Annotated in this window: 22 protein-coding genes; 9 read left to right on the forward strand and 13 right to left on the reverse strand. The window is 68.4% G+C overall.

Annotated elements, in window-relative coordinates; translation table 11 throughout:
- Nucleotides 1-256, forward strand: a 256-nt coding sequence (locus C8258_RS13645; protein ID WP_146161231.1) for a FeoA family protein, incomplete at its 5' end; no start/stop codon positions are given.
- A gap of 18 nt (nt 257-274) precedes the next feature.
- On the opposite strand, the gene C8258_RS13650 is transcribed toward C8258_RS13645, so the two are convergent.
- Both C8258_RS13650 and C8258_RS13655 read right to left on the reverse strand, forming a co-directional pair.
- A complete protein-coding gene (locus C8258_RS13650) occupies nt 275-1336 on the reverse strand; it encodes a tartrate dehydrogenase (protein ID WP_106955519.1) in 1062 nt (353 codons plus the stop codon).
- Entirely contained in the window at nt 1336-2811 is a 1476-nt protein-coding gene (locus tag C8258_RS13655) for an NAD-dependent succinate-semialdehyde dehydrogenase (protein ID WP_106955520.1), read from the reverse strand. Before C8258_RS13655 ends, C8258_RS13650 begins: the two co-directional genes overlap by 1 nt.
- 148 nt (nt 2812-2959) lie before the next feature.
- Here C8258_RS13655 and C8258_RS13660 point away from each other — a divergent pair, with 148 nt between their 5' ends.
- From C8258_RS13660 to C8258_RS13675, 4 genes are all read left to right on the forward strand, one after another.
- Nucleotides 2960-4201: an aspartate aminotransferase family protein gene (locus C8258_RS13660; RefSeq protein ID WP_106955521.1), complete on the forward strand. Its 1242-nt coding sequence runs from the start codon at nt 2960-2962 to the stop codon at nt 4199-4201.
- A 36-nt stretch (nt 4202-4237) separates the two neighbouring features.
- Nucleotides 4238-4753 (forward strand): DUF3830 family protein, encoded by a 516-nt coding sequence (locus C8258_RS13665; protein WP_106955522.1) that lies wholly within the window; start codon nt 4238-4240, stop codon nt 4751-4753.
- Nucleotides 4754-4907: 154 nt separating this feature from the next.
- A complete protein-coding gene (locus C8258_RS13670; protein WP_106955523.1) occupies nt 4908-5375 on the forward strand; it encodes a hypothetical protein in 468 nt (155 codons plus the stop codon).
- Nucleotides 5362-5727, forward strand: a complete 366-nt coding sequence (locus C8258_RS13675) for a hypothetical protein (protein ID WP_106955524.1) — start codon at nt 5362-5364, stop codon at nt 5725-5727. The genes C8258_RS13670 and C8258_RS13675 overlap by 14 nt, the downstream gene beginning before the upstream one ends.
- A 49-nt stretch (nt 5728-5776) precedes the next feature.
- On the opposite strand, the gene C8258_RS13680 is transcribed toward C8258_RS13675, so the two are convergent.
- Nucleotides 5777-7168: an amidase gene (locus C8258_RS13680; protein ID WP_233225073.1), complete on the reverse strand. Its 1392-nt coding sequence runs from the start codon at nt 7166-7168 to the stop codon at nt 5777-5779.
- A gap of 11 nt (nt 7169-7179) precedes the next feature.
- Nucleotides 7180-8145, reverse strand: a complete 966-nt coding sequence (locus C8258_RS13685) for a D-2-hydroxyacid dehydrogenase (RefSeq protein ID WP_106955526.1) — start codon at nt 8143-8145, stop codon at nt 7180-7182.
- Nucleotides 8146-8230: 85 nt separating this feature from the next.
- On the opposite strand from C8258_RS13685, the gene C8258_RS13690 reads away from it, so the two are divergent.
- Genes C8258_RS13690 through C8258_RS13700 form a run of 3 tightly spaced genes read left to right on the forward strand, consistent with a single transcriptional unit; the run spans nt 8231 to nt 10384 of the window.
- Nucleotides 8231-8971 carry an Asp/Glu/hydantoin racemase gene (locus C8258_RS13690; protein WP_063028649.1) on the forward strand — a complete coding sequence of 247 codons (741 nt, stop codon included), beginning with the start codon at nt 8231-8233 and terminating at the stop codon, nt 8969-8971.
- An 8-nt stretch (nt 8972-8979) separates the two neighbouring features.
- Complete coding sequence (locus C8258_RS13695) at nt 8980-9726, forward strand: maleate cis-trans isomerase (protein WP_233225074.1); 747 nt, start codon at nt 8980-8982, stop codon at nt 9724-9726.
- A complete protein-coding gene (locus C8258_RS13700; protein ID WP_106955527.1) occupies nt 9713-10384 on the forward strand; it encodes a GntR family transcriptional regulator in 672 nt (223 codons plus the stop codon). Before C8258_RS13695 ends, C8258_RS13700 begins: the two co-directional genes overlap by 14 nt.
- 8 nt (nt 10385-10392) lie before the next feature.
- On the opposite strand, the gene truB is transcribed toward C8258_RS13700, so the two are convergent.
- Together truB and npt are read right to left on the reverse strand one after the other, a co-directional pair.
- Entirely contained in the window at nt 10393-11316 is a 924-nt protein-coding gene (truB, locus tag C8258_RS13705; protein ID WP_106955528.1) for a tRNA pseudouridine(55) synthase TruB, read from the reverse strand.
- Complete coding sequence (npt, locus tag C8258_RS13710; protein WP_269750228.1) at nt 11316-11954, reverse strand: 4'-phosphopantetheinyl transferase Npt; 639 nt, start codon at nt 11952-11954, stop codon at nt 11316-11318. Before npt ends, truB begins: the two co-directional genes overlap by 1 nt.
- Before the next feature lie 158 nt (nt 11955-12112).
- Between npt and C8258_RS13715 the strand changes: the two genes are divergently transcribed.
- Entirely contained in the window at nt 12113-12343 is a 231-nt protein-coding gene (locus C8258_RS13715) for a DUF6374 family protein (RefSeq protein WP_036503363.1), read from the forward strand.
- A gap of 9 nt (nt 12344-12352) precedes the next feature.
- On the opposite strand, the gene C8258_RS13720 is transcribed toward C8258_RS13715, so the two are convergent.
- From C8258_RS13720 to C8258_RS13750, 7 genes are all read right to left on the reverse strand, one after another.
- Nucleotides 12353-13312 carry a metallophosphoesterase gene (locus C8258_RS13720; RefSeq protein WP_106955529.1) on the reverse strand — a complete coding sequence of 320 codons (960 nt, stop codon included), beginning with the start codon at nt 13310-13312 and terminating at the stop codon, nt 12353-12355.
- A gap of 119 nt (nt 13313-13431) precedes the next feature.
- A complete protein-coding gene (locus C8258_RS13725; RefSeq protein WP_106955530.1) occupies nt 13432-14787 on the reverse strand; it encodes an MATE family efflux transporter in 1356 nt (451 codons plus the stop codon).
- Between the two features lie 2 nt (nt 14788-14789).
- Nucleotides 14790-15806 carry a bifunctional oligoribonuclease/PAP phosphatase NrnA gene (locus tag C8258_RS13730; RefSeq protein WP_106955531.1) on the reverse strand — a complete coding sequence of 339 codons (1017 nt, stop codon included), beginning with the start codon at nt 15804-15806 and terminating at the stop codon, nt 14790-14792.
- A gap of 82 nt (nt 15807-15888) precedes the next feature.
- On the reverse strand, nt 15889-16332 hold the full coding sequence (rbfA, locus tag C8258_RS13735; protein WP_036503370.1) for a 30S ribosome-binding factor RbfA: 444 nt from the start codon (nt 16330-16332) through the stop codon (nt 15889-15891).
- 23 nt (nt 16333-16355) lie between these two features.
- Nucleotides 16356-16646, reverse strand: a complete 291-nt coding sequence (locus C8258_RS13740; RefSeq protein ID WP_036503372.1) for a DUF503 domain-containing protein — start codon at nt 16644-16646, stop codon at nt 16356-16358.
- 100 nt (nt 16647-16746) lie between these two features.
- Complete coding sequence (gene infB, locus C8258_RS13745; protein WP_106955532.1) at nt 16747-19722, reverse strand: translation initiation factor IF-2; 2976 nt, start codon at nt 19720-19722, stop codon at nt 16747-16749.
- Between the two features lie 120 nt (nt 19723-19842).
- Complete coding sequence (locus C8258_RS13750) at nt 19843-20223, reverse strand: YlxR family protein (protein WP_081879203.1); 381 nt, start codon at nt 20221-20223, stop codon at nt 19843-19845.
- Between the last annotated feature and the right edge of the window lie 14 nt (nt 20224-20237).

Consider the following 20237-nt stretch of genomic DNA (forward strand, 5'->3'; position numbering starts at 1 on the left):
GGCAGCGTCAGATGTGTATAAGAGACAGGCCCATCAGCTCAGCGACTTCCAGGCCGGACAGTCCGGCCGGGTGGCGCGCATCTCCGATTTCGATCCCGCCATGCTGCGGTATTTCGATTCCGTCGGCATCGCGCTGGACACCGTGATCACCGTGGTGGAGCGGCGCGATTTCGCCGGCACCATCGCCGTGCGGATCGGCGAGCAGACCATCGATCTGGGAAGCCCTGCGGCAGAAGCGATCTGGCTGACGTCCTGACCTTATGTATCGCCGCCCCTAGTGCGCGACGAGGGCCGTGGCCCGCTCGGCGATCGCGGTGCCGAGATCGGCCGTGGTCGCCGTACCGCCCAGATCCGGTGTGAGGACCTTCCCCTCGGCGAGCACATCGCAGACCGCGCGGTCGACGGCCGCGGCCGCCGCGGATTCGCCCAAGTGGTCGAGCATCATCGCGCCGGCAAGGATCTGTGCCACCGGATCGGCGATACCCATCCCCGCGATATCGGGCGCGCTGCCGTGCACCGCCTCGAACATCGAGGGCGCGTCGCGCTCGGGATTGATATTCCCCGACGGGGCGAGCCCGAGCCCTCCGGTCACGGCGGCGGCGAGGTCGGAGAGGATGTCGCCGAACAGATTCGAACCGACGATCACGTCGAGCCGATCCGGATGCAACACGATCTCGGCGGCCAGCGCGTCCACATGCATCTGCCGCGTCTCGACATCCGGATACTCGGCGGCGATCCGCTCGAATACGCTGTCCCAGTACGGCATCGAATGGATGAGGCCGTTGGATTTGGTGGCTGAACACAGTCTGCGATCGCGGCGCCGGGCCTGTTCGAAGGCGTACCGGATGATGCGTTCACATCCGGTACGGGTGAATATCGATTCCTGAACCACGAATTCGTCGGGCCGCCCGGGGTTGTGTATTCCGCCGATCGCGGAGTACTCGCCCTCGGAATTCTCCCGCACGATGAGAATGTCGAGATCGTCCGCGCCGCGCCCGCGCAACGCGGATTCGGTGCCGGGCAGCAGCCGGACCGGGCGCAGATTCACGTACTGCCCGAAGGCGCGGCGCAGCGGGATCAGCAGGCCCCACAGCGAAATATGATCGGCGACACCGGGAAATCCCACGGCGCCGAGCAGAATCGCGTCGAAAGCGGCGAGCTGCTGCGGACCGTCGTCGGGCATCATGGCGCCGGTGCGCAGATACTGCTCACAGGACCAGTCGAATTCGGTCCAGGCGATGCCGGGCAGCACCGCGTCGAGAACCTTGACCGCCTCGGCCGTGACGTCCACGCCGATACCGTCGCCGGGAATGGTGGCAATGCGATACATCGGCATCACAGTGCCACACCGATGTATTTGGTCTCGAGGAATTCGTCGATGCCGCCGAAGCCGCCCTCGCGTCCGAGACCCGATTCCTTCACCCCGCCGAACGGCGCCGCGGGATTCGACACCACGCCCTGATTGAGGCCGACCATTCCGGTGTCGAGCGCCTCGCTCACCCGCAATCCGCGCCGCAGATTCTCCGTGAACACGTAGGCCACCAGTCCGTACGGGGTGTCGTCGGCGCGTTCGATCACCTCGTCCTCGGTATCGAAGATCGACAAACCCGCTACGGGGCCGAAGATTTCGGTGCCGAACATCGCGGCGTCGTCCGGGACGCCGGTCAGCACCGTGGGCGGATAGAAGTATCCGGGCCCCTCGGCGGCGGTCCCACCGAGCAGGACGGTGGCGCCGCGTCGGCGCGCGTCGGCGACCAGTTCCGATACCTTCGCCACGGCGGCGGCGTCGATCAGCGGTCCGACCACCACGCCCGGGTCGGCGCCCCGTCCCATCGGCAGCGCCGCCATCCGCTCGGTGAAGCGGCGGGTGAACTCCTCGGCGATGCCGCGCTGCAGATAGATCCGGTTCGCCGCGGTGCAGGCCTGACCGATATTGCGCATCTTCGCCGCGAGCGCCCCTTCGACCGCGGTGTCGAGATCGGCGTCGTCGAACACGATCAGGGGTGCGTTGCCACCCAGTTCCATCGAGGTGCGCATGACCGATTTCGCGCACTGTTCCAGCAGGATCTTGCCGACCGCGGTAGATCCGGTGAACGACAGCTTGCGCGAGCGGGGGTCGGCGATCATCGCGCCGGTCACCGCCGCCGGATCGGAGGTAGTCACGACATTGACCACCCCGTCGGGAACGCCTGCGGCGGAAAGTATTTCGGCGATCGCCAGGGTGCACAGCGGGGTCTGCTCGGCGGGTTTGACGACACATGTGCAGCCCGCGGCCAGCGCCGGGCCGATCTTGCGGGTCGCCATCGCCATCGGGAAATTCCACGGGGTGATCAGGATGCTCGGCCCGACCGGCCGGCGCGCCACCACGAAGCGGGACCCACCGGCCGGCGCCGGCATGTATCCGCCGTCCAGCCGCACCGCCTCCTCGGCGAACCAGCGGAAGAACTCCGCCGCGTACGCGACCTCGCCGCGCGCCTCGGCCAGCGGCTTACCCATCTCGGCGGTGGCGATGCGGGCGAGCCGCTCGGCGTCGTCGAGCAGCGCCCGGTGGGCGCGCATCAGGATCTCGGACCGGGTTCGCGCGGGCACATCCGCCCAGGCGCCCTGTGCCGCCGCGGCGGCGGCCAGCGCGGCGACGCCGTCCTCGGGCGCGGCGTCGGCGACCGCGGTCAGCGTCTGCCCGGTGGCCGGATCCTCGACCGGCAGCTGCGCGGCGGTCTCGCGCCATCGGCCGCCGATGAACAGGCCGGTCGGCACGCTGTCGATCGCGGCGATCGTCGCCTCGTCCGATTCCGTCACGGTGTGCGTCATCGCTCGCCCCTCAGCTCGGAACAGCATCTCGCATCAGCGCTGTCATTGCCGTCACCATCGCGGTCATGTTATACACATTGTCAACAATCCGACAATAAGAATCCGGCCGTCGTACGCCGGATTTCCCGTCGCCGGGAGGCGGATCACCATGACTGCACTTTCCCCCGTTCTCCGGCAGGCCACGCCGGTCACCGTCGATCACGGCGAGGGCTGCTACCTGTACGGCACCGACGGGCGCCGGTACCTCGACTTCACCGCCGGGATCGGCGTCACCAGCACCGGGCACTGTCATCCGCGGGTGGTGGAGGCCGCGCGCGAGCAGATCGGCAGCCTCATCCACGGCCAATACACGACGGTCATGCACCGGCCGCTGCTCCGGCTGACCGAACGACTAGCCGATGTGCTTCCCGTGCATCTGAATTCGGTGTTCTTCGCCAATTCCGGAAGCGAGGCGGTGGAGGCGGCGCTGCGGCTGGCCCGGCAGGCCACCGGCCGGCCGAACGTGGTGGTCTTCCACGGCGGTTTCCACGGCCGCACGGTCGCCGCCGCGACCATGACCACCTCCGGAACCCGGTTCTCGGCCGGCTTCAGCCCGCTCATGGGCGGCGTCCACGTGGCCCCGTTCCCCACCGCCTACCGCTACGGCTGGTCGGAGGAGGAAGCCACCGACTTCGCGCTGCGCGAGCTCGACTACATCCTGACCACGCTGACCGCGCCCGCCGAAACGGCGGCGTTCGTCGTCGAGCCGGTGCTCGGCGAGGGCGGCTACATCCCGGGCAACACCCGGTTCTTCCAGGGCCTGCGCGAACGCGCCGACCGGCACGGCATCCTGCTGATCTTCGACGAGATCCAGACCGGTTTCGGACGCACCGGAAAGTTCTTCGGACATCAGCATTTCGACGTGCAAGCCGATGTCATCACCATCGCCAAGGGATTGGCGAGCGGATTCCCGTTGTCCGGAATCGCCGCGCCGCAGGAACTGATGGCCAAGGCCTGGCCCGGGTCCCAGGGCGGCACCTACGGCGGCAATGCGGTGGCGTGCGCGGCCGCGGTCGCCACGATCGACGTGATCGAATCGGAAGGGCTGGTGGACAACGCCGCCGCCCGCGGCACGCAACTGCTGGCCGGAGCGCGGGCCGCGGCCACCAAGGCGATCGGTGATGTGCGCGGCCTGGGACTGCTCGTCGGAAGCGAATTCACCACGGCCACAGGTGACCCCGATACCGCGACGGCTGCGGCCGCGCAGCAGCTGGCGGCGCAGCGTGGCCTGCTCCTATTGACCTGCGGCGCCTACAGCAATGTCGTGCGGATGATCCCGCCGCTGATCGTGACTTCCGAACAGGTCGACGAGGCACTGGCGCTCTGGATCGGAGTCCTCGACGAGCTGTAGCGCCGCACCGGCATCCGATCGGAACAGGAGATCCCGATGGCCCGATACCTCACCATCACCCTCACCAAGGCCGGCGTGCGCTGCCGGGCGCGACTGCTGGACGACCAGGCGCCCCGCACCTGCGCGGCCGTCTGGGACGCCCTGCCCCAGGAGGGCGACGCGTTCCACGCCAAATACGCGCGCAACGAGGTGTACACCCTGGTGCCGCGCATCACGGCGGCCCCCCATCGCGAAAACCCCACGGTCACACCGATTCCCGGCGACGTCTGCCTGTTCGATTTCGAACCGTGGGAGATCGGCAACCCGGCCTACGGCTACGAACCCGGTTCGGCCGCGCACGCCGAACAGGGCGCCACCGACCTGGCCCTGTTCTACGACCGCAACAACCTGCTGATCAACGGCGATATGGGCTGGGTGCCCGGCAACGTCTTCGCGACCATCGAAGAGGGCCTGCCCGAACTGGCCGCGGCATGCAACGCGCTGTGGCTACGCGGGGTGGAGGGCGAAACCCTGTCTTTCACAAGGTCTCTCGACGCAGGCCAAGACATCTGATCTGAACCACCACGCCGGCAATCGATTTCATGGCCGCTCGGAAATTCGGTTGGCGGATCTCGTCGACAGTCCTACTCTGATCCGTGGAGTCACCGCAGGGGGCGGTGACGACACGGATCGGCACCGATCGGTGCTCGATGGAGGGGGACGCAAAGTGAAGATTCGTGCATTCGTCATGGCCGCGGCCGCACTGGCCGCCCCGATGGTGCTGTCCGCACCCGACCCAGTGGCCTATGCCTCGTCGCCTTGGGGCGCCTGTGGGATCAGGACCGACGAGTCGAAGGTGGTCACCACCTATGGCGAGTGGAAACTGTTGTGCGGGAATAAGAGTTACGGATACCGCCATATCCAGGATAGGCACCAGGCGGAGTGGGAGGGGCTCGCGGATATCGAGGGCCGCAACTGGCGCGACATAGCCGATATGGCTATCGCGAAGGCACACGACGCCCCTGACTGGCATGGCCCGCAAGGCTCCGGCAAGTACTGTTACACCGGCCAGATCTATCTGGTCAACCACGTCACCGGAGCGATCGTGAAGACGGTCCAGCCCACCGTGATCGTGGCCGAGAACGGGCAAGTGGTCACCGCTTTTCCTGGAGGAGCATGCCGTGGACAAGTCTGAGCCGAGTGCTGACGAACTCGTGGAGTCGGTGATCCGCGCCGGTGCGGAAGCCGGGTATCGGGTCGACCGGGATGAGGCGGGGAGATTGCGCATCACGGCGGTCCGCGAGGTGCCGGTCGACCCTGCCTTGGTATTCAGGGTGACCAACGGGGAGTTGCGCGATTACTACACCCGCTTGTCAGCGGAATCTGGTGGACCGTTGGGGGCGGGAACTCCGTGGGAGGCATGGATGCTTCTGATGTCAACCCATCTCGACGAGGCCGTTTACGAGGCAGGACGGTTGGACGGTCCTGGCGCGATCGTGATCGGTGACACGGGTTTCCGGGCGGTGTCTCGGTCGACCACCGATTAGGAGCGCAGCACGGCACCAGCGGTTGCGACGGGGCCCGCTCGCCCCGGATTCAGCCCACAACCAGTTCGGCGAAGCGGGCCAGGGCCAGGACGAAATCGTCGGAGTGGCGCGGGCCGACGATCTGCAATCCCACCGGCATCCCCGCGGCGGTCGTGCCCGCCGGAATGCTGATCGCCGGTTGCTGGGTGAGGTTGAACGGATAGGTGAACGGCGTCCACTGCGGCCAACTGTCCATCGAACTGCCCGGCGGCACATCGTATCCGGCCTCGAAGGCGGTGATCGGCATCGTCGGTGTGATCAGCACGTCGTAGACGGTGTGGAAGGCGCCCATGGCGATTCCGATTTCGGCGGCCACCGCGCGGGCGTTCAGATAGTCGACCGCGCCGAGCGCCAGACCGCGATCCCACATGGCCCCCAATCCGGGATCGACGCGGTCGCGCGAACCCGGGGGGAAGGTCGACAGCAGGGTCGCCGCGCCGGCCGCCCACATCCGTTCGAACGCCTCCCGCGGATCGGCGAAGCCCGGATCCGCCTCCACCACCCGCAAGCCGGCCTCGTCCAGCTTCCGCACGGCCGCCGCGACGACCGCCGCGACCTCCGGATCCACCTGGGCGAAGCCGAGATTCGCCGAATAGCCGACCGTCGCTCCGCGCACCTCACGCTGGAGCTCACCCCGGAAGGTCGTCAGCGGTGGTGCGCCCGCGGTCGGATCCCGCGGATCGGGCAGGGACAGGATGTCCATCAACAGCGCCACATCCTCCACCGTTCGGGCGATGGGCCCGGCATGCGCCAGCGGTCCGAACGGACTGGCCGGATACAGCGGGATGCGCCCATGGGTCGGCTTGAAACCCACGACACCGCAGAACGACGCGGGGATCCGCACACTGCCGCCGCCGTCGGTGCCGATCGATACCGGCCCCATCCCGGCCGCGACCGCCACCGCCGAACCGCCGGAGGAACCGCCGGATGTCATAGCGGGATCCACCGGATTGCGGGTGATGCCGGTGAGCGCGCTGTCGGTGGTCGCCTTCCAGGCGAGCTCCGGCGTGGTGGTCTTGCCCAGGAAGACCAGACCGTCCTCGCGCAGCCGCGCGGTCGCGGGGCTGTCGACCGGCCACGGCGCGTCCGGTCGGATGGAGGTCGACCCGCGCAGAGTGGGCCATCCCTGGGTGAGGAAAACATCCTTGATCGAGATCGGCACGCCGTCGAGCAGTCCCTGCGCATGTCCGTTGTTCCAGCGGATTTCGGATTCCTTTGCCTGGATCAACGCTCGCTCGGAATCGACCAGGCAGTAGGCGTTGAGGACGTCGTCGCGCGCGGCGATCGCGTCCAGCGCCGCCTGCGTGGCCTCGACGGGAGACAACGCCCCGGCCGAATAGGCGGAGGCCAACTCGGCCGCGGTCATCGCCGAGGGGTCGGTCCCGGTTCCGGGGTGGGCCATCGTGACTCCCTTCAGCTGGGCACGTAACCCAGCTTCTTGTCGACCACATTCTGTAGGGGCTGACCGGTGATCCAGCGCTGGAAGTTGTCGGTGAACGCGGCGACGATCTCCGACCGCCAGCCGATGAAGTCGCCGCTGTTGTGCGGGGTGACAACCACATTCGGCAGATCCCACAGCGGATGACCAGCCGGCAGCGGTTCCGGATCGACCACGTCCAGCGCCGCACCGGCGAGCGCGCCACCGCGCAGCGCGGCGACCAGATCGTCGGTGACGACCGATTCCCCTCGGCCCACGTTGATGAAACGCGCATGCGGTTTCATCGCCGCGAACGCGTTCGCGTCGAACAGATGCCGGGTCTGCGGCGTCAGCGGCGCCACGCAGATCACGTAGTCGGCGCCGGGTAGTTCGGCGTGCAGATCGGTTGCGACGGTACCGAAATCGGGATCGCCGGTGCGGGCGGTGCGGCCCAGCCCGCGGACCCGCATACCCGCGGCCCGCAGCAGGCGGGCGATGGCGCGTCCGATGGAGCCGGTGCCGACCACCAGCGCCGCGGCTCCGGCGACGCGCTCGGATTCGCGATGGTGCCATTGGTGGCGCCGCTGCAGACGCAGCGATTCGGGCAGATCCTTGGCGAAGGCGAGGATCTGTGCCAGCACGTACTCCGCGATGGGCTGATCGAACAGGCCGCGGGTGTTGGTCACCAGCACATCGCTGTCGATCAGTTCGTCGAACATCACGGCATCGACGCCGGTGGCTCCGACATGAACCCACCGCAACCGGTCGGCGCGATGCCAGGCGCCGGGCAGGGCGGTGCTCTGGAAGTCGTAGACGAACAACGCCTCTGCGCCGGGCAACGCGTCCGCGAGTTCCGCACCGTCGGCGAAGCGAACGCTGGCCTGCTGCGACACCGGACGCAGATATGCCGCGTCGGGCTCGACGCCGTCGTGCAGGACGGTGACAACTGGGCCCGCGTTCATATTGACAGGCTAAAAACCCATCGTATGCTTGTCAACAATCCGATTGTGTGCGGAGGTTCGTCGCCCGAACGCGAGAGGGGCCCTCGTGGAACTGAATTTTCCCGAGTTGGACGGACCTGTCGCGCAACGAGGTATCGGGATCATCGCGCCGTTCGACCTGGCACTGGAGCGCGAACTGTGGCGGTGGGCGCCACTCGAGGTGAGCCTGCATCTCGCGCGCACGCCCTATGAACCGGTGCCGGTCTCCTTCGAAATGGCCGAATTGGTTTCCGACGCAGCACATCTCACCGCCGCCACCCGCAACGTCCTGCACGTCGAGCCCGAGGTCATCGCCTATCTGTGCACCTCGGGCAGCTTCATCAAAGGGCTGGCCTACGAACGGTCGCTGCGCGACACCATCTGCCGGGCCGGCGCCCGGGACGCGATCACCACCTCCGGCGCGCTGATCGAAGCGGTGCGCAAATTGGAGTTGTCCCGGCTGTCGGTCATCACGCCCTACGACGACATCCTCACCGGGAAACTGCACGAGTACCTGCACGAGGCCGGCTGCGAGGTGCTGCGGTCGGACCATCTCGGGCTGGGCGGCGGCATCTGGAAGGTCGGCTACCGCACCATCGCCGAACGCATCATGGCCGCCGACGATCCCGCCGCCCAGGCCATCTTCGTCAGCTGCACCAACCTCCCCACCTACGACCTGGTCGAGCCGCTGGAACGACTTCTCGGCAAGCCGGTCCTGACCGCCAACCAACTGACCATGTGGGCCTGCCTGGGACGGATGAAACTGCCGATGATGGGTCCCGGCAAATGGCTGCAGAACGTTTTCTAGGAGGCGCTGTGCAACGGCTACCGACCGTCGGCTTCATCTACCCCGACCACGCCGCCGAGGACGAATATCCCTGGGCCGCGGCACAACTCGGCGTGGATCTGCGGGTCACGCACATCTACGGCACCGATCTGCACGCGGTGCCGGAGCTGCTCGACCTCGGCAGTCCGGAGAAGTTGCGCGAGGGTGCGCGACTGCTCGCGCCCTTCGAACCGCGGGCGGTGGTGTGGGCCTGCACGTCGGGCAGTTTCGTCTACGGCCCGCTGGGGGCGCGCGATCAGGTGGACCGGCTCGCCCGCGACTGCGGAGTTCCCGCGTCGAGTACCAGTTTCGCGTTCGTGGATGCGGTGCGCGCGATCGGTGTCCGCGACGTGGCGGTCTGCGCCAGCTATCCGGACGAGGTGGCTACCCTGTTCGTGGATTTCCTCGCCGCGGCGGATATCCGGGTGGTCTCGATGTCGAGCGCCGGAATCGACACCGCCGCCGAAGTGGGCACCCTCACCCCGGAGCAGGTTCTGACGCTGGCGGCGGCGAACGATCATCCCGACGCCGAGGCGTTGCTCGTTCCCGATACCGCGATGCATACGATACAACTGCTTCCGGAGCTGGAATCAGCGCTCGGCAAGCCGGTACTCACCGCGAACCAGGTCACCGTCTGGCAGGGGTTGCGACTGGCGGAGCTGCCCGCCGTGTCGCCGCCGTCCGGACCGGGGCTCGGGACGCTCTTCTCGGAAAGGCCGATTCATGTCGGTGATTGAGTTCGAACCCGTGAATCGGCAGTCCACGGCGGAAATGATCGCCGACCGGCTGCGCACGGCGATCATGCACGGCACGGTCGCGCCCGGTACCCAGCTGGTCGAGGCCGATCTGGCCACGCAATTCGACGTCTCCCGCGGGCCGGTGCGCGAGGCCATGCAGCGGCTGGTCTCGGAGGGGCTGCTGCACAGCGTGCGCCACCGCGGCATCTTCGTCATCGAACTGAGTCTCGACGACGTCGTGGACATCTACCGGGCTCGCACCGCGATCGAGGGCGGCGCGCTGGATCTGGTCCTGGACGGCCGCCGCGAGATCGCCTACGCGGCACTGGAAACCAGTGTCGCCGACATGCAGGCCTGCGCCGCGCGGGGTGATGCCACCGGCGTCACCGAGTCCGACCATTCTTTCCACCAGGCCCTGGTGACCAGCGCCGACAGTCCGCGGCTGGTGCGCGCGGCGCGGACCCTCCTGATCGAGACGCGAATGTGCCTGGGCGCGTTGCAGACCACCTACACCGACCTCGGCGAGCAGGTCCGTGAACACATCGCCCTCCGCGAGGCGATCGCCGCCGACCCGCCGGATCACGTTCGCGAATTGCTGGCCGGGCATATGCGCGATGCCGTCGAACGACTCCGGGAGCAGGCCGGCGGCGAGGAGTAGCCGGCGTCTCAGTCGATGAGCCCGCGCGGGCGCACCACGAAGACCGGCGAGGAGCGCTTCCCCTTCTCCTCCAGCAGGGCGATGGTCCGGCCGTCGGCGGTCGTGGCCGCGTGCACACCGCGCACGCCGACCGGATCCAGCCAGCGACCGTCGCGCAACGATTCGGCTTGGTCGGCGTCGATCTCCCGATGCGGGAAGGCAAGGCGCACAGCGGCATCGACGTCGAGATTCAGGCTCGGATCGTCGGCGAGCTGATCCACGGTGCGGGCGTGTTCGAGCGTGAACGGGCCGACCCGGGTCCGACGCAACGCGGTCAGATGTCCACCGACCCCCAGCGCGGCGCCGAGATCGCGGGCCAGGGCACGGATGTAGGTGCCCGAAGAGCAGTCGACCTCGACGTCCAGATCGACGAATGTCGTTGCGCCGGTGTCGATATCACGACGACCCAGAATGTCGAACCGGGAGACCGTGACCGGCCGGGCAGCCAGTTCCACCTGCTCGCCGGCCCGGGCGCGCGCGTACGCCCGTTCGCCGTTGACCTTGATCGCGCTGACCGTCGAGGGCACCTGCTCGATATCGCCGGTGAGCGCGGCGACGGCGGCGGCGATATCGACGTCGGCGACATGGGCGGCGGGGATGGTGGCCAGCACCTCCCCCTCGGCATCGTCGGTGACGGTGGCCTGGCCGAGGCGGACGGTCGCGGCGTAGGACTTGGTGGTCAGGCTCAGCAGGCCCAGCAGTTTGGTGGCGCGCTCGACACCGAGCACCAGCACGCCGGTGGCCATCGGGTCGAGGGTGCCGGCGTGGCCGACCTTCCTGGTGCGCAGGATCTTCCGGCAGCGCGCGACCACGTCGTGGCTGGTCTGCCCGCCGTCCTTGTCGATGATGAGCAGCCCGCCGAGCGGATCGACGACCGCCTCGCGTTCGGCCATCAGCCGGCCACGATCGCGGTCAGGATCAGCCCGTCGGTGATCGTCCAGCGTCCGTCGAAGGCGGTCAGCGGCGCACCGCCGTCGACGGTCTGCCCGGGAACCAGCAACGCACTGCGGAAGGTGCCGGCGGTACCGGTGTCGTCGACGGTGAAGGTGATGTGGGCGTCCTCGAAACCGAGCCAGCGCTGCGTGAGCGGGAACCACGCCTTGTAGGTGGCCTCCTTCGCGCAGAACAGCAGCCGGTCCATATGCAGTCCGGTGGCGGGGATCGCGCCGCGCAGCCAGTCTCGCTCGGCGGGCAGGCTCACCGAGTCCAGCACGCCTTCGGGCAGCGTGTCGTGCGGTTCGGCGTCGATGCCGACCGACCGCCAGCGCAGCCGATGTGCCAGCACCGCCGCCCGGTAACCGTCGCAGTGGGTGAGACTGCCGACCACCCCGCGCGGGAACAGCGGCATCCCGCGCTCGCCCTTACCGATCGCCACCGGCGGTTCGCCGAGCTGGGCCAGCGCCAGCCGCGCACAGTGCCGGGCGCCGATGAAATCGCGCCGCCGCTTCTCGACGGACTGCGCGATCAGATGTTCCTCACCGGGATGCGGTTTCAGATCCTCCGGATACCGCAACAGCTCCGCCGCGGCCACTCCCGCGGGCAGAATGCTGCCGATGACGCGCGCCTGTTCCTCGATGACCGCCTCCTGAGTCGCCCCTGTCTGCGCTACGAGCCTAGCCGGACTCCGCAGAGCCGCCCGTCGCAGCAGGGGTATCGAAAGTATGTTCGAAGTGGAGTAGTCTCCCGCGCATGGAGCTCACCCCGCTGGAGTACGCACGACTGAACCTGGAACAGGTACGAGCCCAACTCGTCGACGCGGCGGCCTTCGACAAGGCGCTGACCCCCGATCAGCTCGAGCGGGCCGCGTGGAAAATTCGCGAGGGCCTGCGAATCTATCGCGAGCACACCGAAACCCACCCGGCGAGCCGGCCCGGCGGCGGCTGCCTGGACTATCGGGGGGCGCGCCGGCGGCCGTGGTGAAGCGCCAGGTCAGCGCACGCCGCGGCGGCGGTCGGCGAGACGGCGCATCTCCGCGGCGGCTTCCCGCATCTCCGGGGTGATCTTGAAGTGGCCACCCCATTCGTTGAGGTCGCCGGGACCGTATTCGGGGGCGGGCAGGATCTGGCGCAGTAGTTTGTCCGGGAGCCCGCGGCGTTGCCATTCGCGCGGATAGCCGAGGGAGACCTCCTCGAACCGGACACCGTCGTAAAAGGTGGTGCGCGGAATGTGCAGGTGGCCGTAGACCGAGCACACGACGTTGTAGCGGGTATGCCAGTCGGCGGTGTCCTCGGTGCCGCACCACAGCGCGAACTCCGGATAGAACAGCATCCGGGTGGGTTCGCGCAGCATCGGGAAGTGGTTGATCAGCACCACCGCGGTGTCGGGCTCCAGCGCGTCGAGCCGGCGCTTGCTGTACTGGACGCGGGCCCGGCACCAGGCGTCACGCGTCAGATAGGGGTCGCTGGCCAGCAGGAATTCGTCGGTGGCGACCACATTGCGGTCCCGGGCGATGGTCAGGGCCTCCGCCTTGGTGTGCGCGCCCTCGGGCATCCACGAATAGTCGTAGAGGATGAACAGCGGCGCGATCGTCACCCGTCCGCCGTACTGTTCGGCGCCCGCGCCCTCCCACACCGGGAACTCGTCCTCCGGGGTCACCACATCGAGGTCGCGGCACAGGGCAACCAGATAGTCGTACCGGGGAGCACCCTTGATCTGCACGGGATCCTTGGTGGTCGTCCACAATTCGTGATTGCCCGGAACCCAGATCACCTTGGCGAAGCGTTCGCGCAGGGTGCGCAGCGCCCAGCGAATGTCGTCGGTCTTCTCCCCCACGTCGCCGGCGACGATCAGCCAGTCCTCCGGCGAATCCGCGCGGATCTGCTCGACCACCGGTTTGTTCCCCTGATGACCGACATGGATATCGCTCACCGCCATCAACTTAGGCATCACCGTTCCACCATCCCATGATCATCGTCGTGCGAGCACACCCGGCCCACGCGTGCGGACATACCCGGCTCCGGAGTCGGCGAACAGGCGCCGCGACCATCGACCGGGCTCGCGATGCGCGGTCATACCGACCGGGGAATCTCGGTTCCGGTCCGGGCCCAGCGTCCCGACAGCGCGCGAGCGCCGACCGCGATCATGCGCAGCAGGATGAACGCGCTCAGCCCGGACCAGATTCCGGAGATACCCCAGTCGAAGCTCAGCGACAGCCAGATGGCGGGCAGGAAACCCAGCAGCGCCGCGGCCATCGTCGTGTTGCGCAGATACGAGGCGTCGCCCGCGCCCAGCAGTACGCCGTCGAGTGCGAAGACCACCCCGGCGGCGGGAATGAGTGGCACGAAGAACCACCAGATGACACGCACCCGATCCAGGACCGCCGGATCGTCGGTGAACACCTGGGGGATAACGGTGTACCCGGCGGCGAAGACCACCGCGAGCACTACCGCGAAGAGGGTGGACCACAACGTGATCCGGCGCGCCAGCACGCGCGCGCCGGAGGCGTCACCGGAGCCCAGCGCCGCACCGGTGAGGGTCTGCGCCGCGATGGCCAGCGAATCCAGTGTCAAGGCAAGGAAATTCCACAGCTGCAGCACGAGCTGGTGGGCGGCCACCGAGGCGGCGCCGAACCGGGCGGCGACCGCGCCGGCGGAGACGAAACAGGCCTGGAACGCCAGACTCCGGACGATCAGATCCCGGCCGAGCACCAGCTGCGCGCGCATGACCCGCGGATGCGGGCGCAGCGGCACCCGCCGGCGCACCAGCGCGGCCACGAACAATCCGCCCGAAACCATCTGCCCGGCCACATTGGCCACCGCCGAGCCGGCCAGTTCCATCCGGGGCGCGCCCAGCAGGCCGTGCACGAGCAGCGGACACAACAGTGCCGAAACAACCAGTCCCGCAATCACATACACCAACGGCCGCCGCGTCTGCTGCACACCGCGCAACCAGCCGTTACCGGCCATCGTCAGCAGGATCAACGGGACCCCGAACAGCGCGATCCGCAACCAGCGCAACGCCTCGTCCGCGATATCGTCGCCACCGGCGATCACATCCACGACCGGTCGTGCGAACACCTGCAGCACAACCACGATCGCCAGCCCGGCCGCCACGGCGAGCCAACTCGCCTGCACTCCTTCGGCGACCGCGCCGCGCTCGTCACCGGCGCCGTGGCGGCGCGCGGAGCGCGCGGTGGTTCCATAACTCAGGAACGTCAACTGCGTGCTGACCTGTCCGAGTATCAGACCGCCCACGGCGAGGCCCGCGAGCGCCAGCGCCCCCAGCCGCCCCACCACCGCCATATCGAACAGCAGGTAGATCGGTTCGGCGACAAGCACTCCCAGCGTCGGGATCGCGATGCCGAGAATGCGGCGGGGACCCGCATCGTGAACGGTAGAGCTGCCGACGGCGTCGTCCACCGCCATGGTCAGCTCTCCCGGCCGAGCGCCAATTCCGCGAGCAGATCGCCCACCACGTTCTCGGCGGTGCCGTGGGTGGTGTAGCCGGCGGCGTAGCGATGGCCGCCCCCGCCCAGACCGGTCGCGACGCGGGCGACGTCGACTGCATCACCGGTCCCGACACCGCTGTCGCGCGAGCGCAGCGATACCGTCCAGCAGCCGGCATCGGTGCGGGATTGTTTGAAGACCGCCGCCACATCCGCCTCGGCGGTGGTCCGGACGACGTCGATGACGCTTTCCACCTCCTCCGACCGCAATCCGTCGGAGTCGTCACTGTGGACGAAGGCGTAGACGAGTCCGGCGCCGCCGGCCGCGCGCGGTTCCAGCCGCGCCGATCCGAGCACCCGCGACAACATCGGCAACCAGCCGAAGGGATGGGTGTCCATCAGCGTGCGCGTGATTCCCGCGCCGTCGATTCCGGTGGCCAGCAAACGATCGGCTAGCAGATGGGTGCCGGGGCCACCCCAGCGGAAACACCCCGTATCGGTGACCAGACCGGCGAACAGGCAGTGCGCGATGTCCCGGTCGATCTCCTCGCCCCAGGCATCGAACAGCCGCGCCAGCACACTGGTGGTGGACTCCGCGGTCTCGTCGATCAGGTTCACATCGCCGAAGCGGGTGTTGGAGCGATGGTGGTCGATCACGACAGTGGTTGTGGCGCCGTCGATTCGGTCCGCGAGCGCGCCGAGGCGCCCGACGCTGCCGCAGTCGACGGTGACCAGCACATCCACCTGCGCGGCGACCTGTTCGGCCGGCACCAGATACTCCACACCCGGCAGCGAGCGCATCGATGCCGGAAGTTCCGCAGGCTCGGCGAACGACACCTGTACCGGCACCCCGCGCCGATGCAGCACCTGCGCCAGCGCCAGCCCACTGCCGACGGTGTCGGCGTCCGGCTGCACATGACACAGCACGGTCACCGATCGCGCGGCCGCCAATACCTCGACTGCCGCGGCCGGATCCGCCGACGACGTCACAGCTGTCATCTCCAAGCTCGATTCTCGGGCGACAGAACCGGGACGCCGCCTCGCGAACCCGGCCCGTCCGCCGCATCGACCGCCGCGGCGGTCAGTCTTCCTCGTCGGGGTCGGGTTTGTAGGGATCGGCGTCGCCGGCATGGGTGGCATTGGCCGCTACCTGCGCCACCTTCTCGTCGGCCGCGCGGGCCTTCGCCAGCAGCTGTTCCATCTCGCGCGCCGCATCCGGCACGGTGTCGAGGACGAAACTCAGCGACGGCGTGAACTTGATCCCGGTAGCCGCGCCCACCTTGGAGCGCAGCACCCCCTTGGCCTTCTCCAGTCCGGCCGCGGCGCCCGCGAAATCCGGTTCGGCGGCGAGGGTTTCACCCATCACCGTGTAATAGACGGTCGCCTCCCGCAGGTCACCGGTCACCTTGGCATCGGTGACGGTGACGAAACGCAGCCGCGGATCCTTGATCTCGTATTCGATCGCCGTCCCGACGATCGTGACGATCCGCTTCGCGAGTCGGCGTGCCCTGGCCTGATCCACCATGGCGGGCCCTCCTCACTTGTCATTCAGTCTTCGGGTCCGAAGATGCGGCGGCGTACTGCCAGCAACTGTAACTCCGGACGGGCCGCCACGTGGCGTTCACACTTGTCCAGCACCGCTGTGAGATGTCCCATCTCGGAGCTGACCAGCGCGACACCCAACTGTGAGCGGCGGTATTGATCGTGATTCCCGCCCTCGACCGCGCTGACGCCGAAGCGCTGCAGTTCGGCCAGTATCGGGCGGATCACCGACCGCTTTTCCTTCAACGAGTGCACATCGCCGAGCAGGATGTCGAACTCCAATGCACCGACGAACAACGGCTCACCTCTTCACATGTCGCGACGGGCGCCCGGCGAAACGAACGTCACGTTCGGTCGATGTCTGCACCGAACGTGACGTTCGTTCACCATGGACGACTCAGTCGCGCGGCTTCTCCCGAAGCTCATAGGCCTCGATGATGTCGCCTTCCTTGACGTCGTTGTAGCCCAACGTCATACCGCATTCGAAGCCCTCGCGGACCTCGGTGGCGTCGTCCTTCTCGCGACGCAGCGACTGGATCGTCGTATCGGCGATCACCACGCTGTCGCGCAGCAGACGGGCCTTGGCGTTGCGCTTGACCGTCCCGGAGGTGATCATGCAGCCGGCGATGTTGCCGAACTTCGAGGAGCGGAACACCGCGCGGATCTCGGCGCGACCCAGTTCGGCCTCTTCGTAGATCGGCTTGAGCATGCCCTTGAGGGCCTTTTCGATCTCGTCGATGGCCTGGTAGATCACCGAGTAGTAGCGGATGTCCACACCCTCGCGGTTGGCGAGTTCGGTGGCCTTGCCCTCGGCCCGGACGTTGAACCCGATGATGATCGCGTTCGACGCCGAGGCCAGGTTGACGTTGGTCTCGGTGACACCACCGACACCGCGGTCGATGACCCGCAGCCGGACCTCGTCGCTGATCTCGATGCCGAGCAGCGCCTCTTCGAGGGCCTCGACCGTACCGGAGTTGTCGCCCTTGAGGATCAGGTTGAGCTCCGAGGTCTCCTTCAGAGCGGCATCCAGATCTTCCAGGCTGATCCGCTTGCGGCTGCGCGCGGCCAGAGCGTTGCGCTTGCGCGCATTGCGCCGGTCGGCGATCTGGCGGGCGATGCGGTCCTCCTCGACGACGAGCAGGTTGTCGCCCGCGCCCGGCACCGAGGTGAAACCGATGACCTGCACCGGACGCGACGGCAGCGCCGCGTCCACATCCTCGCCGTGTTCGTCGACCATGCGGCGGACGCGACCGTAGGCGTCACCCGCCACGATCGAGTCACCGACGCGCAAGGTACCGCGCTGCACCAGCACGGTGGCCACCGGACCACGGCCGCGGTCCAGATGCGCCTCGATGGCGACACCCTGGGCGTCCATATCCGGGTTGGCCCGCAGGTCCAGTGCGGCGTCCGCGGTCAGCACCACGGCCTCGAGCAGGGCTTCGATATTGGTGCCCTGACGCGCCGAGATGTTGACGAACATGGTGTCGCCGCCGTACTCCTCGGCCACCAGGTTGTATTCGGTGAGCTGCTGGCGGACCTTCTCCGGGTTCGCGCCTTCCTTGTCGATCTTGTTGACCGCCACCACGATCGGCACGTCCGCGGCCTGCGCGTGGTTGATGGCCTCCACCGTCTGCGGCATGACGCCGTCGTCGGCGGCGACCACCAGGATCGCGATGTCGGTGGCCTTGGCACCACGGGCACGCATGGCGGTGAACGCCTCGTGACCCGGGGTGTCGATGAAGGTGATCAGGCGCTCTTCGTCGTTGACGTTGGTGAGGACCTGGTAGGCGCCGATGTGCTGGGTGATACCGCCGGCCTCGCCCTCGCGGACGTTGGTCTTGCGGATCGTGTCCAGCAGTCGGGTCTTACCGTGGTCGACGTGACCCATGACGGTCACGACCGGCGGGCGGACCTGCAGGTCCTCCTCGTCGCCCTCGTCCTCGCCGTAGCTGAGGTCGAAGCTCTCCAGCAGCTCGCGGTCCTCGTCCTCGGGCGAGACCACGTGCACGACGTAGTTCATCTCGCCGCCGAGCAGCTCGAAGATCTCGTCGTTGACCGACTGGGTCGCGGTGACCATCTCACCGAGGTTGAACAGCACCTGTACCAGCGAGGCCGGGTTGGCGTTGATCTTCTCGGCGAAGTCCGACAGCGACGCGCCGCGAGCGAGACGGATGATCTCGCCGTTACCGCGCGGCAGGCGCACACCGCCGACCGACGGCGCCTGCATGTTCTCGTATTCGGCGCGTTTCGCCCGCTTCGACTTGCGGCCCTTGCGGGGGGCGCCACCGGGACGGCCGAAGGCACCCGCGGCACCGCCGCGACCACCGCCACCACCCGGACGACCACCGCCGCCACCGGGACGACCGCGGAAACCACCGGCCACGGGCGCACCCGCGCCACCGCCGCCACCGGCACCGCCGCCGCCGCGGTAGTTACCGCCGCCGCCACCACCGCCGGGACGACCGCCGCCGCCACCCGGCGCACCGCCGGGACGACCCGGACGACCCGCCGACGGGCCCGGACGGGCCGCACGAGCGGGCATCGCACCCGGATTCGGCCGGGGCGGCATCGAGCCGGGAGACGGACGCGGGCCACCGGGACGGGGACCGCCCTGACCGGCCGGCGGACGCGGCGCACCCTGACCCGGGCCCGGACGCGGACCACCCTGGCCGGGACGCGGACCGCCCTGACCCGGACGCGGCGCACCCTGACCGGGCCCCGGACGCGGGCCGGGAGCCGGACGCGGCGCCGGACGCTCGGGCGCCGACGAGAACGGATTGTTGCCCACCCGCGGGGTCTTCGGACCGGGCTTGGGGCCGGGCGCCGCCGGACGCGGCGCGCCCTGCTGCCCACCCGGAGTGCGGGGCTGGCCGGGACGCGGCGCGCCCTGGGCCGGACGGGCGCCGGGCTGCTGCGCCGGAGCCGACGGGGCGGACGCCGAGGGCGCCGCACTCGCCGAGGCCGCCGGAGCGGCCGGAGCGGCCGGTTTCGGACCCGGCCTGACGGCCGGTCCGGGCTTCACCGCATCGGGACGCGCTGCCGCCGCCGGGGTTTCGGCCGCGGGGGCCGAATCTGCCTGGGCCGCAGCCGGAGCCGGACGCGGGCCGGGACGCGGACCCGGGGTCGCACCGGCGGCCGGCTTGGCGGCCGGACGAGCCTGGGCGGGACCGGGTTTCGCGGAGGATTTCGCGGAGCCGTTGGACGGGGCGGACTTCGCCGCGAACGACTCCCGGAGCCGACGCGCGACGGGTGCCTCCACCGTCGACGACGCCGACTTCACGAACTCGCCCTGCTCCTTGAGCGTTGCGAGTAGTTCTTTGCTCGTGACACCGAGTTCTTTAGCCAACTCGTGCACGCGGGCCTTGCCTGCCACTGCTCTCCTCACTGAGAGGTCGAGCGCGACAGTCTCTTGCTCCCCGTTCAGGGGTCAGGACGCCCGCACGACCTCGGGTTATCTTCGATGGCCGTTCATCGTTGGTACTTCACGGTGTGCTCATGAGTGCTCGTGCCTGTTCTCGACGTAGTGCTCCAGGGCTGAGATATCCAGTTTTCCGGACACTCGTAGCGCTCTGCCGAACGCTCGGCGCCGCTCTGCCATGCTCAGACAAGCCGAAACGGGGTGCAACCAGGCACCCCTCCCGGGAAGTCTGCGCCGCGGATCGGGAACTATCGCGACGACGGCGTCCCTGTCGGGAGCGCTGCCGGGCGATTGCGCCACGACCCGCAACAGATCGGCGGCCAGCTCGCGTTTCCGGCATCCGACACAGGTCCGGACCGGGCCGGGAGTCCGGGTTCTCACCCGAGCACCGACCTGGGCGGAAAGTGCGGATACCGAAGACTCGCGCTGAGCCTGTGTCCACTGTACCGCTGCCATGTCCCGATCTCCGC

The organism is Nocardia sp. MDA0666, from assembly GCF_003023875.1.
Taxonomy (GTDB): Bacteria; Actinomycetota; Actinomycetes; order Mycobacteriales; family Mycobacteriaceae; genus Nocardia; species Nocardia aobensis.

Coding starts and splice junctions, on each gene's coding strand:
- C8258_RS13650 (WP_106955519.1), bottom strand. CDS start 1,336: ATGCCGATGTATCGCATTGCCACCATTCCCGGCGACGGTATCGGCGTG.
- C8258_RS13655 (WP_106955520.1), bottom strand. CDS start 2,811: ATGACGCACACCGTGACGGAATCGGACGAGGCGACGATCGCCGCGATC.
- C8258_RS13660 (WP_106955521.1), top strand. CDS start 2,960: ATGACTGCACTTTCCCCCGTTCTCCGGCAGGCCACGCCGGTCACCGTC.
- C8258_RS13665 (WP_106955522.1), top strand. CDS start 4,238: ATGGCCCGATACCTCACCATCACCCTCACCAAGGCCGGCGTGCGCTGC.
- C8258_RS13680 (WP_233225073.1), bottom strand. CDS start 7,168: ATGGCCCACCCCGGAACCGGGACCGACCCCTCGGCGATGACCGCGGCC.
- C8258_RS13685 (WP_106955526.1), bottom strand. CDS start 8,145: ATGAACGCGGGCCCAGTTGTCACCGTCCTGCACGACGGCGTCGAGCCC.
- C8258_RS13700 (WP_106955527.1), top strand. CDS start 9,713: ATGTCGGTGATTGAGTTCGAACCCGTGAATCGGCAGTCCACGGCGGAA.
- truB (WP_106955528.1), bottom strand. CDS start 11,316: ATGGCCGAACGCGAGGCGGTCGTCGATCCGCTCGGCGGGCTGCTCATC.
- C8258_RS13715 (WP_036503363.1), top strand. CDS start 12,113: ATGGAGCTCACCCCGCTGGAGTACGCACGACTGAACCTGGAACAGGTA.
- C8258_RS13725 (WP_106955530.1), bottom strand. CDS start 14,787: ATGGCGGTGGACGACGCCGTCGGCAGCTCTACCGTTCACGATGCGGGT.
- C8258_RS13730 (WP_106955531.1), bottom strand. CDS start 15,806: ATGACAGCTGTGACGTCGTCGGCGGATCCGGCCGCGGCAGTCGAGGTA.
- rbfA (WP_036503370.1), bottom strand. CDS start 16,332: ATGGTGGATCAGGCCAGGGCACGCCGACTCGCGAAGCGGATCGTCACG.
- C8258_RS13750 (WP_081879203.1), bottom strand. CDS start 20,223: ATGGCAGCGGTACAGTGGACACAGGCTCAGCGCGAGTCTTCGGTATCC.